The organism is Bacillus sp. EB V-12 (genome assembly GCF_056158125.1).
In genome coordinates, this window is the sequence record NZ_JBUXJL010000002.1 from 95,898 (window position 1) to 110,301 (window position 14,404).

18 protein-coding genes are annotated in these 14,404 nt (G+C 35.0%); 14 read left to right on the plus strand and 4 right to left on the minus strand.

What is annotated here, in order from left to right; all coding sequences use genetic code 11:
• Positions 1 to 3: 3 nt before the first annotated feature.
• The 5 genes from ACZDYH_RS07060 (at position 4) to ACZDYH_RS07080 (ending at position 4,087) form a co-directional block, all read left to right on the plus strand.
• Positions 4 to 1,368, plus strand: coding sequence for a PTS transporter subunit EIIC (locus ACZDYH_RS07060; protein ID WP_000711293.1), 1,365 nt, complete (start codon positions 4 to 6; stop codon positions 1,366 to 1,368).
• Positions 1,369 to 1,416: 48 nt separating this feature from the next.
• Positions 1,417 to 2,490: a DUF871 domain-containing protein gene (locus tag ACZDYH_RS07065; RefSeq protein ID WP_000580627.1), complete on the plus strand. Its 1,074-nt coding sequence runs from the start codon at positions 1,417 to 1,419 to the stop codon at positions 2,488 to 2,490.
• A gap of 152 nt (positions 2,491 to 2,642) precedes the next feature.
• The gene (locus ACZDYH_RS07070; RefSeq protein ID WP_474886004.1) at positions 2,643 to 3,047 is read left to right on the plus strand and encodes a DoxX family protein; all 405 of its coding nucleotides are present in this window, start codon (positions 2,643 to 2,645) and stop codon (positions 3,045 to 3,047) included.
• A gap of 153 nt (positions 3,048 to 3,200) precedes the next feature.
• A complete protein-coding gene (locus ACZDYH_RS07075) occupies positions 3,201 to 3,602 on the plus strand; it encodes a nuclear transport factor 2 family protein (protein ID WP_001126699.1) in 402 nt (133 codons plus the stop codon).
• The gene (locus ACZDYH_RS07080) at positions 3,602 to 4,087 is read left to right on the plus strand and encodes a PRK06770 family protein (protein ID WP_000897995.1); all 486 of its coding nucleotides are present in this window, start codon (positions 3,602 to 3,604) and stop codon (positions 4,085 to 4,087) included. The genes ACZDYH_RS07075 and ACZDYH_RS07080 overlap by 1 nt, the downstream gene beginning before the upstream one ends.
• A gap of 34 nt (positions 4,088 to 4,121) precedes the next feature.
• On the opposite strand, the gene ACZDYH_RS07085 is transcribed toward ACZDYH_RS07080, so the two are convergent.
• Positions 4,122 to 5,033 (minus strand): DMT family transporter, encoded by a 912-nt coding sequence (locus ACZDYH_RS07085; protein ID WP_001146242.1) that lies wholly within the window; start codon positions 5,031 to 5,033, stop codon positions 4,122 to 4,124.
• A gap of 205 nt (positions 5,034 to 5,238) precedes the next feature.
• On the opposite strand from ACZDYH_RS07085, the gene ACZDYH_RS07090 reads away from it, so the two are divergent.
• Both ACZDYH_RS07090 and ACZDYH_RS07095 read left to right on the plus strand, forming a co-directional pair.
• Positions 5,239 to 5,733, plus strand: coding sequence for an Lrp/AsnC family transcriptional regulator (locus tag ACZDYH_RS07090; RefSeq protein ID WP_000446095.1), 495 nt, complete (start codon positions 5,239 to 5,241; stop codon positions 5,731 to 5,733).
• A gap of 129 nt (positions 5,734 to 5,862) precedes the next feature.
• On the plus strand, positions 5,863 to 6,318 hold the full coding sequence (locus ACZDYH_RS07095; RefSeq protein WP_000686669.1) for an N-acetyltransferase: 456 nt from the start codon (positions 5,863 to 5,865) through the stop codon (positions 6,316 to 6,318).
• A gap of 66 nt (positions 6,319 to 6,384) precedes the next feature.
• On the opposite strand, the gene ACZDYH_RS07100 is transcribed toward ACZDYH_RS07095, so the two are convergent.
• The gene (locus ACZDYH_RS07100; RefSeq protein WP_434713553.1) at positions 6,385 to 7,155 is read right to left on the minus strand and encodes an SDR family NAD(P)-dependent oxidoreductase; all 771 of its coding nucleotides are present in this window, start codon (positions 7,153 to 7,155) and stop codon (positions 6,385 to 6,387) included.
• 134 nt (positions 7,156 to 7,289) lie between these two features.
• On the opposite strand from ACZDYH_RS07100, the gene ACZDYH_RS07105 reads away from it, so the two are divergent.
• The 5 genes from ACZDYH_RS07105 (at position 7,290) to ACZDYH_RS07125 (ending at position 10,867) form a co-directional block, all read left to right on the plus strand.
• Entirely contained in the window at positions 7,290 to 7,649 is a 360-nt protein-coding gene (locus ACZDYH_RS07105) for a MerR family transcriptional regulator (RefSeq protein ID WP_075677766.1), read from the plus strand.
• Positions 7,650 to 8,060: 411 nt separating this feature from the next.
• On the plus strand, positions 8,061 to 8,405 hold the full coding sequence (locus tag ACZDYH_RS07110) for a DMT family transporter (protein ID WP_017656912.1): 345 nt from the start codon (positions 8,061 to 8,063) through the stop codon (positions 8,403 to 8,405).
• 2 nt (positions 8,406 to 8,407) lie between these two features.
• Positions 8,408 to 8,722, plus strand: a complete 315-nt coding sequence (locus ACZDYH_RS07115; protein ID WP_000539671.1) for a DMT family transporter — start codon at positions 8,408 to 8,410, stop codon at positions 8,720 to 8,722.
• A gap of 151 nt (positions 8,723 to 8,873) precedes the next feature.
• Entirely contained in the window at positions 8,874 to 9,452 is a 579-nt protein-coding gene (locus ACZDYH_RS07120) for a TetR/AcrR family transcriptional regulator (RefSeq protein WP_002025356.1), read from the plus strand.
• A gap of 212 nt (positions 9,453 to 9,664) precedes the next feature.
• Entirely contained in the window at positions 9,665 to 10,867 is a 1,203-nt protein-coding gene (locus ACZDYH_RS07125) for an MFS transporter (protein ID WP_000742953.1), read from the plus strand.
• A 33-nt stretch (positions 10,868 to 10,900) separates the two neighbouring features.
• Here the strand turns inward: ACZDYH_RS07125 and ACZDYH_RS07130 are convergent, their stop codons facing one another.
• A complete protein-coding gene (locus ACZDYH_RS07130; RefSeq protein WP_061113258.1) occupies positions 10,901 to 11,239 on the minus strand; it encodes a winged helix-turn-helix transcriptional regulator in 339 nt (112 codons plus the stop codon).
• 169 nt (positions 11,240 to 11,408) lie between these two features.
• Between ACZDYH_RS07130 and ACZDYH_RS07135 the strand changes: the two genes are divergently transcribed.
• A complete protein-coding gene (locus ACZDYH_RS07135; protein ID WP_163093099.1) occupies positions 11,409 to 11,948 on the plus strand; it encodes an ester cyclase in 540 nt (179 codons plus the stop codon).
• Positions 11,949 to 11,971: 23 nt separating this feature from the next.
• Complete coding sequence (locus ACZDYH_RS07140; protein ID WP_006917044.1) at positions 11,972 to 12,520, plus strand: NAD(P)H-dependent oxidoreductase; 549 nt, start codon at positions 11,972 to 11,974, stop codon at positions 12,518 to 12,520.
• Positions 12,521 to 12,592: 72 nt separating this feature from the next.
• Here ACZDYH_RS07140 and ACZDYH_RS07145 read toward each other — a convergent pair whose 3' ends face one another.
• A complete protein-coding gene (locus ACZDYH_RS07145) occupies positions 12,593 to 14,353 on the minus strand; it encodes an SgrR family transcriptional regulator (RefSeq protein WP_434713561.1) in 1,761 nt (586 codons plus the stop codon).
• Between the last annotated feature and the right edge of the window lie 51 nt (positions 14,354 to 14,404).

Genomic DNA, 14,404 nt, shown 5'->3' on the forward strand with positions numbered 1-14,404 from the left:
ATTATGAAGAAAGAAGAGAGAATGGCCAAGGAAATTTCGGAGCAACTTGGTGGAATAAAAAATATTCGTAGTATTGCTCATTGTATGACGAGACTACGTTTAACGCTTCATGATGAAAGTAAAGTAAATATGGACCTTTTGAAAAAGGTTGAAGGCGTTATGGGTGTTATAGAAGATGAGACGCTTCAAGTTGTCGTTGGTCCAGGAACAGTAAATAAAGTAGCAGCTGAAATGGAAGGTTTGACAGGACTACGAATTGGTGAGGTAGCAGATCATCACCTTGAAGATATTGGGCAAGAGATGAAATCAGAGATTAAGAAGAAAAATAATACACCGGTGAAAAACTTTTTACGAAAAATAGGAAGTATTTTCATCCCATTAATTCCGGGGCTTGTTGCGTCAGGAATTATAAACGGGGTTGCTAACTTTGCGAAAAATGCTGGTGCTGATCCAAATGCAACGTGGTTACAAATGTTACTACTCATTGGCGGCGGTATCTTTACATTCTTAGGAATTTTAGTCGGCTGGAATACAGCGAAAGAATTTGGCGGGACACCGGTTCTTGGGGCAATTGCTGGTATTTTAATTTTCAACCCGGCGATGGCAAACGTAAAATTGTTTGGTGAAGCATTAGTGCCCGGACGGGGCGGATTGTTTGCAGTTATTTTTGCAGCATGGCTTATGGTTGTAGTGGAAAGACAAGTTCGAAAAGCAGTGCCAAACGCAGTTGATATTATCGTGACACCACTCATTACTGTATTAGTTGTAAGTATCGTAACGATGTTAGCCATTCAGCCATTAGCAGGTTTCTTATCAGATGGTATTACGAGCGGAATTAATGCTATTTTAAATATTGGCGGAGCATTTGCTGGCGCAGTACTTGCGGGAACATTTTTACCTCTCGTTATGGTCGGATTGCATCACGGTTTAACACCAATTCATATGGAATTTATTAATCAAACACACGTAACACCTTTATTACCAGTGCTCGCAATGGCTGGTGCTGGCCAAGTGGGCGCAGCAATTGCGATTTATGTGAAAACAAAAAACAAACGACTTCGAAATGTAATTAAAGGTGGATTGCCAGTTGGCTTTTTAGGAATTGGTGAGCCGTTATTATACGGGGTGACATTACCACTTGGGAAACCGTTTATTACTGCTTGTTTAGGAGCGGCTGTCGGTGGTGCATTCCAAGCAGTTATGCAAACAGCTTCTCTTGGAATTGGCGTATCAGGGCTATCTTTAATTCCGTTAATTGCTGACAATAAATATTTACTCTATTTCTTAGGTTTAGTAATTGCATATGCTTTCGGATTTATCTTTACGTATTTCTTCGGATTTAAAGAAGAAATGGCAGAAAACATATAGAGAAAGGGATTCCTTTCTCTTTTTCTATTAATAGAAAGGGAGATTTATATGATCGGAGTTTCCATTTATCTTTCAAAAGAACGAGTAGAGAAACAAGAAGAGTGGCTAAAAGTAGCGAAGGAAAATGGGTTTACATCTATTTTTACATCACTGCACATTCCAGAAGATGATCCAAATACGTATAAAGAGTTAATTCAAATATTAGGGAAACAAGCTCTTGCACATGAAATGGAGTTAATGGTTGATGTTTCTCCAAAATCGTTACATCATTTAGGGCTAACATATGAAAATGTGGAAGAACTATTGGACTGGGGCATTACCGGTTTAAGAATGGATTACGGCATTGCGCCAAAAGAAATTGCAAGCGTATCTCATAAGATGAAAGTAGCTTTAAATGCGAGTACGATTACAAAGCCATTTTGGAAAGAATTACTTGCAGAACATATAAGAGTAGAGAATGTAGAAGCGTGGCATAATTTTTATCCACGTCCAGAGACGGGACTAGCAAAGTCCTTCTTACAAAAACAAAATCAATATTTACAGGAGTGCGGAATAAAAACGATGGCATTTATTCCAGGTGATGCGGAAAAACGTGGTCCGTTATATGAAGGGTTACCAACGTTAGAAAAACATCGCAATATGCGCCCGCTTGAAGCGTACTTAGAACTTGTTCAAGATTGTGGTGTTGATAAAGTATTGATTGGAGATATAAGCGCAAGTTTGGAAAGTATGCAAGAAGTAGCTAGTGCGAGTAGAGGGATTATTCCATTGCGTTACAAATCATTTATAACTGATAAAGAAGTATTAAAAGTGGTGGAGCAAGTGCATACAAATAGACTAGATCCGGCTCGTGATGTTATTCGATCTGTAGAATCAAGGGAAGGAAATAGAGTGGTTTTACAGCCGATGCATACAATTGTAAGAAAGAAAGGCAGCATTACAATTGATAATGAATTGTACGGTAGATATGCAGGGGAGATGCAAGTTGCTACACATGATTTACCTGTAGATGAGAAAGTGAATGTTGTTGGAATAGTTGTGGAAGAGGACGTTTCTTTACTGCCTTATATTGGCGCTGGAAAAATGTTTCAACTTTTTCTATGCGATAGAATAAAAGCTTGAATTAGCGCTATTTTGTAGGAAAACATTATCCGTAAAACGGATAATGTTTTTTGTTTTCTTTAAAAAAGTATTTGACGAATGAAATAAAATACCGTATTGTTTTGACTTGTAAATAAAAGTTCACCATAACAAAACAAAAAGGAGAGTTCAAAATGAATCAATATATTGGGAATTTAATTATTCGTATCGTGTTAGGAGTTACGTTCTTTGCACACGGTTTAGCAAAGTTTCAATCAGGTATCGATAATGTAACAGGATGGTTTACAAGCATCGGTTTACCAGGTGGCCTTGCATACGGCGTAGCAACTGTAGAATTAGTTGGTGGTATATTATTAATTATCGGTTTAGGTGTACGATATGTAGGATTGTTATTCGCTCTTATTTTAGCTGGAGCTATCGTAAAGGTAAATGGAGCAGCAGGTTTATTAGGAGATGGAAAGAATCCAGGATATGAATTAGATCTTGCATTATTATCAATGGGTGCGTATTTATTCGTAGTAAAAGCAGAAGGATATGTAGATCGTTTCTTAAAAGAGAAAGTAATGAAAACGAAGTAAATTTTATTTATAAATGTTGACTTGAAGAAGTATTGTAACTATAATGATTACAACAAATGGATTAAGAGTAAAACAATTTAAATATTTTTTTACACAAGATGTAACTGTATAGGTTACATCTTGTGTAAAAATAAATAAACGGGAGGAAGTAATATGCCTAAATCAAATTTAGAAATTATTCAAAGCACGTATGAAGGATCAGCGTCTTCGAATGCAAAGCATTTAGCAGAAGCCTTCTCTGAAAAAGTGGAATGGACAGAGGCAGAAGGTTTCCCGTACGGCGGAACATATAAAGGCGTAGAAGCTATAATGGAAAATGTATTTAGCCGTTTAGGATCAGACTGGGATGATTATAAAGCAAGTGTAAATACATATCATGAAGTAAACGGAAAAGATGTAATTGTTGCTGAAGGTATGTATTCTGGAGTTTATAAAGAAACAGGAAAATCATTTGAAGCAGAATTTGTTCATGTATGGCAGCTTGAAAATGGAAAAATCGTGAAGTTTAAGCAGTATGTAGATAGTCATATTGTTAGGGAAGCGATGAAGAGCTAATGCTTTTTAAATGGATTGTAGGTATATGTATTACCATTATGGTAATCATCTCTTCTATAGTTGGCGGAAAGAAATTGCTTGCATATGTGGAAAAAGAAAATACAAATATTCAAACCGAGCGAGCGGCAAACGAAAAAGAGAAAAAAGCTGCAGAAGAAGCCCCGCAAATTAGTGAAGGTGAAATTATTTCTACTATGCATAAAATGGTGCACCAAAAGGTAAAATCCTCTGAAAAATGGGGATTTGTAGAGATGACAAAAAAGGAAATTTCTAATGTAAAAAGAGATATTGAAAATAGTACAGGTTTTCAATATAAAATGAAGTTATTTTCTATTATAAATAGATGGGAAAAAGGAGATTTTTCTCAAACTGTTGAGGAGCATAACTTTTTATGGAGCCTTCAAGGTGGAGATACTGGCAAGGCGACGGAACGTTTATCGCCAGAAGAGGAAAAGCAGTATATAAAAGAAATGAAGAGAAAATAAAAACATCGCCAACCCAGATGACGATGTTTTTTCATTAAGAATGTTTTCGCATTAAAGGTCTAACAGGCTGAACGGCAACAGTTTTAAAATGAGAAAATAAATAACATCCTGTTACAACGACAATTGTCCCTAAAATTTGTATCCACGTTAATTCTTCTCCGAGGAATATGAATGCTAAAATGGCTGTGAAAATTGGATTGAAGTTTAGAAAAATACCTGATGTAGTTGCGCCTAATTTTTGTACGCCAATATTCCAAAATACCATACAAAGAACTGTCGAAATAAGCCCAGTATATAAAAGTGATGTGATGAAAGAAGTATTTATATTTGAAACAGTGAAGCTACCTATGTTAAACGGTAGTAATAAAATAACGCCGAAAATACCAGAGTACAACGTTGCCATAAGTGGTGTAGTTGTTTTTGTTGCCCATTTACTACAAACAGAATAGATTCCCCAAATACAAACTGCTGCAATCATCCATAAATCGCCGCTATTAAAATGTAGTGAAAATAAAAGCGAGAAATCACCTTTTAATAGGACGAGGATAACCCCGAAGAATGAAAGAATCATGGATAGGATTTGAAGTGTATTTACTTTTTCTTTTAGAAATAATACTGAAAATAATGCGATTGAAATTGCATTCAATGTAGAGATAAGACCTACATTCGTAGCGGATGTTTTTTCTAATGCTAAAAATTGAAAGATGTTAAAAAGAGCGACCCCTGAAATTCCCATCAATATTAAAGGAAGTATTGCGGTACGTGGTGGAAGGATTTTCTTTTCTTTAAACCATACCATCGGTAATAAACAAACAATCGCAATCATCCATCTTAAATTTGTCAATGTCATCGGCGATGCATGATCGACGAGTGATTTTCCAACGACAAAATTTCCTCCCCATAATAAGCTCGTTAGTAATAGTAAAAAGACGTAAAAATAAGGCATGCTAAAATCCCCTTTTTTGTAATCAATACGAATTGTAAATAATTTTAGCATTTTTCTTTATTATGTAATATATTCTTTTGTATAATGGTGAAAACTCGATAAAATATTTAGTTGCGAATGATATTTACGGAATGATATTCAGTTTTTTGTAAGGTATAAGGTGTTTTTTCGAATAATCATCGGTAAGAAAAAAGGGGGAATTGTAATGGAGTCGTCTGTTATTAAAGTGTTGGATGATTTGGATGTACAAATTTTAGATATATTGCAGAAGGAGTCACAAGTAAGTAATGCAGAGCTGGCACGTCGCGTTAATTTATCACCGGCTGCGATGCATGCAAGAATAAAAAGATTGGATGGGGAAGGTTTCATCGATAAGCAAGTTGCGATTTTAAATCAAGAAAAGCTTGGGTTTGATTTATTATGTTTTATTTTTATGAGTACGAATATTCATCAATTTGACAAGTTGGAAGTGTTGGAGAAAGAATTAGAATCGATGCCGGAAGTGTTAGAATGTCACTGTTTAACAGGAGAGTACGATTATTTATTAAAGGTTGCAAATCGTGATCGTAAAGAACTAGAGCAGTTTATTAGAAAGCTGAATAAGCTTGGTATTACACGTATACAGACGAGTTTGGCACTTCGTGAAATTAAATATTCAACAGTATTGCCGATACGAGATGAGGAACCGAGCATCGATTAGATTGCTTGGTTTTTTGTTTGTATAAATTGATTGACGAGGAGAAAAGAGAGATGTATTATTATATAAAATTATGAATTAAAATTCATTTTAAGTTATAAATATTAATATTGAGGGGCAAGGGGATGTAATATGAAAATCTGTAATGCGGTGACGAGTGATGTGAAAGAAATTTATAGTCTTATTGAGGTTTATGCAAAAGAGGGAGTTGTTTTACCGCGTTCTCTTTTGTCTCTTTATCAATATTTGCAATGTTTATATGTTATGAAAGAAGACGAGAGAATTGTTGGAGTTGCTGGTTTACATGTATTAGGGGAGGACCTAGCAGAAGTCCGGTCGTTAGTCGTTTCGCATACATATGCAGGAAAAGGGATTGGACGTATGTTAGTGAATCATGTCATGAATGAAGCTGCGAAAATAAAAGTGAGTAGAGTTATTTCTTTAACATATGAAACGGAATTTTTTCAAAAGTGCGGGTTTGATTTTGTGAATAGAGATGCATTGCCAGAGAAAGTATGGATTGATTGTAGGCATTGTCCAAAGGTTGATTATTGTGATGAGGTGGCGATGATTCGGTATGTTGGGTGAATTTTTCAGACAGAAAAAGTCCCACTATTATTTACGTAATAGTGGGCATCTATGTTTTAGGGGAAATTAAGAACTTGAATTCGTTTTTCTTACTGCAAACTTAAAAATGGGGTTTTTAAGTTCATAGTTATAAGTAGAACCATCGACAAGCCCTACAACTTTATCGCTATCATAAAGATCGAGCATAAATTGTGCCATTTGTTTTGCAGTGTGGAATTTTGGTACAACATTATCATATTGGAATTCATCAATATCAAATGAACGCTTCGCAAATTCTGTTTCAGTTGCAGCAGGAGCTAAAACTTTTGCTTGCAGTTTTGCGCCTTGTTCTTTCAGTTCGTGAGACAGCCCTTCTGTAAATGCACTTACATAGAATTTCGTAGCGCAATACGTAACAGCATCAGCAACAATTGTGTATCCGCCGCCCGATGAAACGTTAATAAGCTGTGTTCCGTCAACCATTGAATAATCTCGAACGAAAAGAGAAGAGAGTATTGTTAGTGCTTCTATATTGACATGCAACATCGTCTCGATTTTATTTAAATTTTGTTCAGCAATTGAGGCGAAATTACCAAAACCTGCGTTGTTAATCCACGTTTCAATTTGAAAAGATTGTAGGCTTTCATAAAGTTTATAAACATCTTCAGTAACAGATAAATCAGTTTTTCGAATGACAACATCCAATTCTGGATGCATTTCGTTAATTTTCAATTTTAATTCGTTTAATTCTTCTTGTCTTCGAGCTACAAGTACTAAATTTTTTCCGCGAGATGCAAATGCTAAAGCTGCTTCATAACCAATTCCGGAACTTGCGCCAGTAATAACAGTGTATTTCATATAAAATCCCCCTAAATTCAAATTCATTTATGGTTAGATTGTATTTGTTAGAGTATACTCTAAGTCAAACGTTTTTTATAAATTTGATACGGTTATAAAATATATGAGGGTAAGCATGTGAAGGGAGTTTTAGTATGTACACAATTAGCGAGGTAGCAAAATTATTAGGCGTGAGCACACATACACTACGTTATTATGAAAAGGAAAATATATTAATTGCAAATCGTGATACAAATGGAAATCGACTTTACGAAGAGTCACATATAAAGTGGTTGCAGTTTGTAATGAAATTAAAACAAACGCAAATGCCAATAGCGAAAATAAGAGAATACGCTAGATTATATACAGAAGGGGAGCATACAACAGAAGCTCGTTTACAGCTCCTAGAAGATCATAGGAAATCTATTCAGATTCAAAGAGAAAACTTAGAAGTTACAGAGAAGATGCTCGAGAATAAAATTAGTGCATACAAAAGCTCATTGGAAAATAAATAGATGTTGTTATGTGATGAAAAATGGATTTGATCTATGAGTATTTCATCATAAGTGTGCGGACAAATAAAAAAGAGCAGCTAGCAAAAGCTAACTGCTCCATTCAAGGGATCTCTCCAAGGGGGAGTGGAGAAAATATTATGTTACTAGCAGTATTGACAGATTATTGAGAAATATACAAATCAGATGAAAGAAATTTTAAATAAACTTTCGGCATTGACAGTTTTTAAAATGTTCATGTACAATATATATGAATGACATTCAGTCATTTTTATGTGCCAGGATGCAGTTAGCTTAGAAGTGGAACAAATACAATGGTAAATGAGGATGATAGTTGTTTTTATATAGTATTGATGAAAGAGTATATTTTTTTAAAACAAAATGACTGATAGTCAGTCATAAGAGGTGAGAGGTATGAAAAATAGAGCTTGGTTATATGTCATATTAACATGTATCTTTGAAATTTTTTGGGTGTTTGGTTTTAATACGGCTAATACTTGGTGGCATTGGATTATTATTTTAGGAGTTATTGCTATTGATTTTCACTTCCTTTCTAAAGCGTGTGAACATCTTGCAACAGGGACTGTATATGCTGTTTTCGCCGGAGCTGGTACGGTAGGTACTTTCTTAATGGATGTATTTCTTTTCGGTGGAAGTTTCAGCGCAGGCAAACTATTCTTCATTCTTATGGTAGTAGCCGGCGTTATCGGTTTAAAGCTAGCTGATAATAAAGAAGAAACTGTGGAAGGAGCTGCTTAAAAATGGGTTGGTTTTTCGTATTTTGTGCTGCAATTAGTGAAATAGTCGGTGTGATAGGACTTAAAATGTATAGTAAAGATAAGACATTGGCCAATGGTGCGATTTATATAGGCGGGTTTGCTACATCCTTCGCATTTTTGTATACTTCCTTCTTATTTTTACAAGTAAGTGTCGCGTATGCGGTTTGGATTGGTATCGGAACAGCAGGTGCAGTTTTGTTAAACATGTTCTTGTTTGGTGAGTCGAAAAGTAAAGCGCGTATCATTAGTGTGTTTCTTATTGTATGTGGAGTGACAGGATTAAAGGCACTTTCTTAAAGATATATTGTATTTTTATCTCCTAATTGTTTATTAGGAGATTTTATTATAAAAAAATGATTTCCTCTTAGAGTTCACTATCATTGACAGTACAATCGATTATCTTATAAAATGAGTGACAGTCATTCAATATGCGTGTGAAAGGGTTTAGATGATGAATAAAAAAGAGAAAATTGTCTATGCAGCGATTGAAGTGTTTCAGGAAAAGGGCGTCGAAAAAACGAAGATTTCTGATATCGTGAAATTAGCTGGCATTGCGCAAGGAACTTTCTATTTATATTTTCCTTCTAAGCTATCTGTTATGCCTGCAATAGCAGAAGTGATGGTTGAAAAGATGATACTTGCAGTGAAAGAGAAAGTACAAAAAGATGTACCTTTTTCAAATAAAGTGGCACAAGTAATCGATGCAGTGTTTCACTTTATAGAGGAATACCGTGAAATACAAGCTTTAATGTATGCGGGTCTTGCATCTACAGAACATATAAAAGAGTGGGAAGCTGTGTATGAGCCTCTTTATATGTGGTTAAGCGAATTTTTAAGTGAGGCGAAAGAAGCTGGTGAAATTCGTGATTCGGTTCACGCAGAACGAACAGCGAAGTTATTTATCGCTCTTGTTGAATCAGCAGCGGAACAAGTTTATTTATATGATCATAAAGATGATGAGCAAGTGGATTTGCAAAAGGCAGAAGTACTAGATTTTTTAACACATGCACTACATATAAAGAAGTAGTAAGATGAACCTGTCTGAAAAGGTAGGTTCATTTTTGAGGAAAACTGAATGATAGTCATTCACCTAATGCTTATGTATGTGTAGAAGGATAGAGTGAAATTCTAATGAGTGGAGGCATCTTCACTCATTACTAGCCCGCAAAGAGCAGGATAAAGAAAAAGCTTCTTGGGTATTATTTTTTGAGAGGAACTTACGGGAAGAGGTGTTAAAAAGTGAAGAAACCGATAAAAGAACAAAAGATGGTATTGGTCATTCTTTTGAGTAATATATTTATCGCTTTTCTAGGGATTGGATTAATCATTCCGGTTATGCCATCCTTTATGAATGATATGCATTTAACAGGGAAGACGATGGGCTATCTCGTTGCAGTGTTTGCAATGGCACAGCTCATTACTTCACCTATTACAGGCCGATGGGTTGATCTTTACGGTAGGAAGAAAATGATAATCATTGGATTATTTATTTTTGGTGTTTCAGAGCTTCTTTTTGGATTAGGAAAAGATGTGTGGATGCTTTATGTGGCAAGGGTATTAGGCGGAATTAGTGCTGCTTTTATTATGCCTGGTGTTACGGCATATGTTGCGGATATTACATCTATTCAGGAACGTCCAAAGGCGATGGGATACTTATCTGCGGCTATTAGTACTGGATTCATTATAGGGCCTGGAATCGGCGGATTTATTGCAGAATACGGTATACGTGTGCCGTTTTTCGTTGCAGCAGCAATTGCTTTTATAGCATGTGTGATTTCAATCTTTATTTTAAAAGAACCGTTAACGAAAGAAGAACTTGCAGAGATTTCTTCTAATACGAAAGAATCAAGTTTTATTGGTGATTTAAAGAAATCATTACATCCAATGTATGCAATTGCATTTATTATCGTATTTGTACTCGCATTCGGATTATCGGCGTATGAAACTGTGTTTAGCTTATTCTCAGATCATAAATTTGGTTTCTCGCCGAAAGATATTGCAGCAATTATTACAATCAGTTCAATCTTTGGGGTAGTTGTGCAAGTGTTTATGTTTGGCAAATTGGTAGACATGTTCGGTGAGAAAGTATTAATTCAAATATGTTTAATTGTAGGTGCAGTATTAGCATTCGTCTCAACTGTAGTCTTTAATTATTGGATTGTACTTCTCGTTACTTGCTTCATTTTCTTAGCATTTGATTTACTTCGTCCAGCTTTAACGACGTTTTTATCAAAAGCAGCTGGAAAAGAGCAAGGATTCGTTGCTGGAATGAACTCGACTTATACGAGTTTAGGAAATATCGCAGGACCAGCGATGGGCGGAATATTATTTGATATGAATATTCATTATCCATATGCATTTTCAGGAGTTGTTTTAATAGTTGGTCTCGGCATTACATTTATGTGGAGAGAGAAACAGTTGGCTGAGAGTTTTGCGAAGTAATAAAACCCCTTACGACGGTAAGGGGTTTTTGTTTTATAAGCTTAATCCAAACCGTTTTAATTCAATAAAAATCCCCTCTAATTGCTTTCCTTTATCCGTTAATGTGTACTCTACACGAGGCGGAACTTCTGGATATACTTTTCTCGTTATAATGCCTTGAGACTCTAATTCTTTTAGTCGAAGCGATAATGTTTTTGGACTAATACCATTCATTGATTTTTGTAAATCACTAAAGCGTAATGTTCCTTCGATAAGAAGATCACGAATGATTAAAAACGTCCATTTTGTACGAATTACATCAAGCGTTTTAGCGATAGGACAAGGTATGCCAGGTAAACCTTTCGTTAATTCAACTGGATCTATATTGTTCATGGAACTAGCCTCCATAAAATTTTTTTGGATGAATTTGCTTTATAGTATCACAAAACTATACTTTTGGTAACTATATGAAAAAAATATCACTACTTCCATAAATGAAGTTAGTGCATATACAATAGCAATACGAAACATAAAGGATTTATATGAGGAGGTGGTGATTTCCATGGGGATAAAAAAGTTATTTGGATTCCTTAGTTTGTTTGTTATTTGTATTGTGCTTGTAGCATGTGGTGTGGAACAAAAAACTGAAGTCCAGTTATTAAAAGAAATGCCAAGGCCAAAAGCAATGACAATTGATCCCTCACTAAGTAAAAAAGAAGCGACAGAAATGGTTCATGCGGCGCAGCGTTTTTATGCATTTTGGGATACAGGTAAGGAGGAACTTATTCCGCAGACTGTTACTGAAAAATTTTTCGATAATACATTGCCGAAAGGGCGACCACAAGGCATTGAAGGATTAAAGTTTGCAGCGCAAAATTTTCGTAAAGTTGTGCCTGATATACATTGCGAGATTGAAGACTTATTGGTTGTTGGTGATAAAGTAACAGCCCGTCTTTCTTTTACAGGAACGCATAATGGTAAGAAAATTAATTTTTTTGCAATTGATATTTTACATGTGAAAGACGGAAAGATAACGGAAGATTGGCATTTAGAAGATAATCTTACACTACAGCAGCAACTCGGCTTAATAGCCGAAGAGTAGATCATATAGGGGAGAGAAAAACGATGAAAAATATATTTATTATAAATGGACATGAAAAATATGGTACAAAGGAAGGACGATTAAATAGAACGTTAGTAGATTATATGGTTACTGTATTAGGCGAGAATCATCATGTGAAAACAACAACGATTCAAGATGGTTACAATATTAAAGAAGAACAAGATAAGTTTTTATGGGCCGATGTTGTTATTTATCAAACACCGATTTATTGGTTTAGTGTACCGGGCTTATTTAAAACGTATATGGATGAAGTATATGAATATGGTTTGTTCTTTAAAGGTGCAGATGAATATGGAACAGGTGGTTTATTAAAAGAGAAAGAGTATATGTTCTCTACAACTTGGAATGCACCTGAAAAAGCATTTGGAGATAAGACGAAGTTCTTTGAAGGAGAAAGTTTAGAATCAGCGCTTAGTCATTTACACCGCGTGCAAAAGTTTCTCGGTATGAGTCCGTTAAAGAGTTTTGCTTGTTATGATGTGGTGAAGAATCCGGATATAGAACAATATTTATTGAACTTGAAAGATCACTTAGATAGAGTAATTAAATAATAGTTTATATTTGTATGTGAAGAAGGTACTACTAAGGATGTAGTACCTTCTCCTTTTATAAAAACTCACACTTTAATGCGTGGATGGCTGTATCCATAACTTCGCAAAATTTGCCCAACCAAATGAATCAATTGTTACGTTTTTTAAAGAAGGAGGATATGTTTTTCTTTTTAAAACGTGATAGTTAAATAAAATGATGTGTTCTGCTTGTAAAAACTCTTCAATCTCATACATGAGTTCATAACGCTTTTCTTTATTTTCTTCTAGTAAAAATGTATCTAGTAAACAGTTAATTTGTTTTTCGTAGTGCGGGTCCATGAACCGATTTACGAAGCAACTTTTATTTTTAAATACATTTAAGAATGCAATTTCATGATTGGCAGCAAAGACTTCTCCCATGAAAATAATATCAGCATGTTTATCAATAGAGCGATCCATATAATCTGAAACGGGAAATGGATGAAGCTCTACTTGTATACCTAAACTTTCACATCGTTCTTTTAAGAAATATGCATCATTTGCACTATCTTTAAATGCGAAGAAGTAAATATGTATCGTTTCTCCATTATATGTACTCTTTTTCAAATACTCTTTTGCTTTTTCTAAAGAGTAGGATCTTCTTGTTGCAAGGCGGCTTCTATCAGGGAAGAAGCTTGATGCAGCAATTGTTCGTCTACCCTCTATGCTACGAAGTATCGTTTCAACATCATATAGTTCTCTCCAAGCCTTTCGAAAGTAAATATCGTGATGAGGACCAGGTTTTGTAAAGTTGAAGCTAGCATAAATACAACCTATTTCTTCTATTTGTATATCATGCCTTTCATTTTCCTCTTCGTTTGGTAGTTCATAATCAGCATCTATTTGCACATGGTCAGGAATACCCCAAAATTCAATACGGTCTAATAATGCGCGCTCTTTAAAATAATGAGTGAACGCTTCGAGTACGATATTATCTTCAGAGTAATGAGCAAGTTTGAAAGGTCCAGTACCTATATAATGATGATTTTGAATACTCGTATCACGCGGTAAAATTGCGAGTTGCATGGAACTTACATAGTGTAAGAAAAATAAATTTGGTTTTGCTAAATGAAATCGAATTTGCAGTGGTGATGGCGTTTCAATTTGAACAATTTCTTCTGTTAACCATTCGAAAGGAGAGTGAACCTCTTTTAGTCTTTCAAATGAAAATTGTACATCTTTAGAAGTTAAAACTGTTTCGTTATGAAAATATACATCCTTTCGTAAATAAAAAGTCCACGTAAGCCCGTCTTCACTTAATTCCCACGTATGCGCAATGTGTGGTTCCATTTTTTCAGTAACATCGTTATAGACGACTAACGTATCAAAAATTTGACTCGTAAGATGGCTCTCTGTAGTTACAGCCACAAAAGCCGGATCTAATGGGAATATCTTTCTCGATATAGGAATCTTTAATATGTCGTACATATCATTTGAAGGTTCGTATCCAAAATGATGATGTAGTTTGTTTTCTATCTTTTTTTGAAGTGCAGGGGGTAGGGGTTCTTTTAAAAGAAGAAAAACATCCTTTAATTTTTCTTGCGCTAACAGGTCATCTGTATAGGACTCAATCGCTTCTACGAAATTATGTATAAATAGAATTTCCGTTTTATTTCCGCGGCCTCGCCCTGGAGTCCAGCTAATTAATTGCTCCTCGCTCATTTTCTTTAATAAAATCTTTACGTTTTTCGTACTGCAATATAAAACATCCGCTAATTCTTGTAAGCTATTTCGCATATGTTGTTGATCTTGTGCATGTAGTCTTAGTCTAATGTAATAGTCCATAATTTTCATATATACACTTCCTTCTATCATAAAAGGGGAAACTCTTTAGAATATTCTAACCTTTTTCTTCCTTTTTTTCAA

Bases quoted from the DNA above. Each gene is read 5' to 3' on its own strand.
- ACZDYH_RS07060 (WP_000711293.1), top strand. From the start codon at position 4: ATGAAGAAAGAAGAGAGAATGGCCAAGGAAATTTCGGAGCAACTTGGT.
- ACZDYH_RS07065 (WP_000580627.1), top strand. From the start codon at position 1,417: ATGATCGGAGTTTCCATTTATCTTTCAAAAGAACGAGTAGAGAAACAA.
- ACZDYH_RS07070 (WP_474886004.1), top strand. From the start codon at position 2,643: ATGAATCAATATATTGGGAATTTAATTATTCGTATCGTGTTAGGAGTT.
- ACZDYH_RS07075 (WP_001126699.1), top strand. From the start codon at position 3,201: ATGCCTAAATCAAATTTAGAAATTATTCAAAGCACGTATGAAGGATCA.
- ACZDYH_RS07080 (WP_000897995.1), top strand. From the start codon at position 3,602: ATGCTTTTTAAATGGATTGTAGGTATATGTATTACCATTATGGTAATC.
- ACZDYH_RS07085 (WP_001146242.1), bottom strand. From the start codon at position 5,033: ATGCCTTATTTTTACGTCTTTTTACTATTACTAACGAGCTTATTATGG.
- ACZDYH_RS07090 (WP_000446095.1), top strand. From the start codon at position 5,239: ATGGAGTCGTCTGTTATTAAAGTGTTGGATGATTTGGATGTACAAATT.
- ACZDYH_RS07095 (WP_000686669.1), top strand. From the start codon at position 5,863: ATGAAAATCTGTAATGCGGTGACGAGTGATGTGAAAGAAATTTATAGT.
- ACZDYH_RS07100 (WP_434713553.1), bottom strand. From the start codon at position 7,155: ATGAAATACACTGTTATTACTGGCGCAAGTTCCGGAATTGGTTATGAA.
- ACZDYH_RS07105 (WP_075677766.1), top strand. From the start codon at position 7,290: ATGTACACAATTAGCGAGGTAGCAAAATTATTAGGCGTGAGCACACAT.
- ACZDYH_RS07110 (WP_017656912.1), top strand. From the start codon at position 8,061: ATGAAAAATAGAGCTTGGTTATATGTCATATTAACATGTATCTTTGAA.
- ACZDYH_RS07115 (WP_000539671.1), top strand. From the start codon at position 8,408: ATGGGTTGGTTTTTCGTATTTTGTGCTGCAATTAGTGAAATAGTCGGT.
- ACZDYH_RS07120 (WP_002025356.1), top strand. From the start codon at position 8,874: ATGATGAATAAAAAAGAGAAAATTGTCTATGCAGCGATTGAAGTGTTT.
- ACZDYH_RS07130 (WP_061113258.1), bottom strand. From the start codon at position 11,239: ATGAACAATATAGATCCAGTTGAATTAACGAAAGGTTTACCTGGCATA.
- ACZDYH_RS07135 (WP_163093099.1), top strand. From the start codon at position 11,409: ATGGGGATAAAAAAGTTATTTGGATTCCTTAGTTTGTTTGTTATTTGT.
- ACZDYH_RS07140 (WP_006917044.1), top strand. From the start codon at position 11,972: ATGAAAAATATATTTATTATAAATGGACATGAAAAATATGGTACAAAG.
- ACZDYH_RS07145 (WP_434713561.1), bottom strand. From the start codon at position 14,353: ATGATAGAAGGAAGTGTATATATGAAAATTATGGACTATTACATTAGA.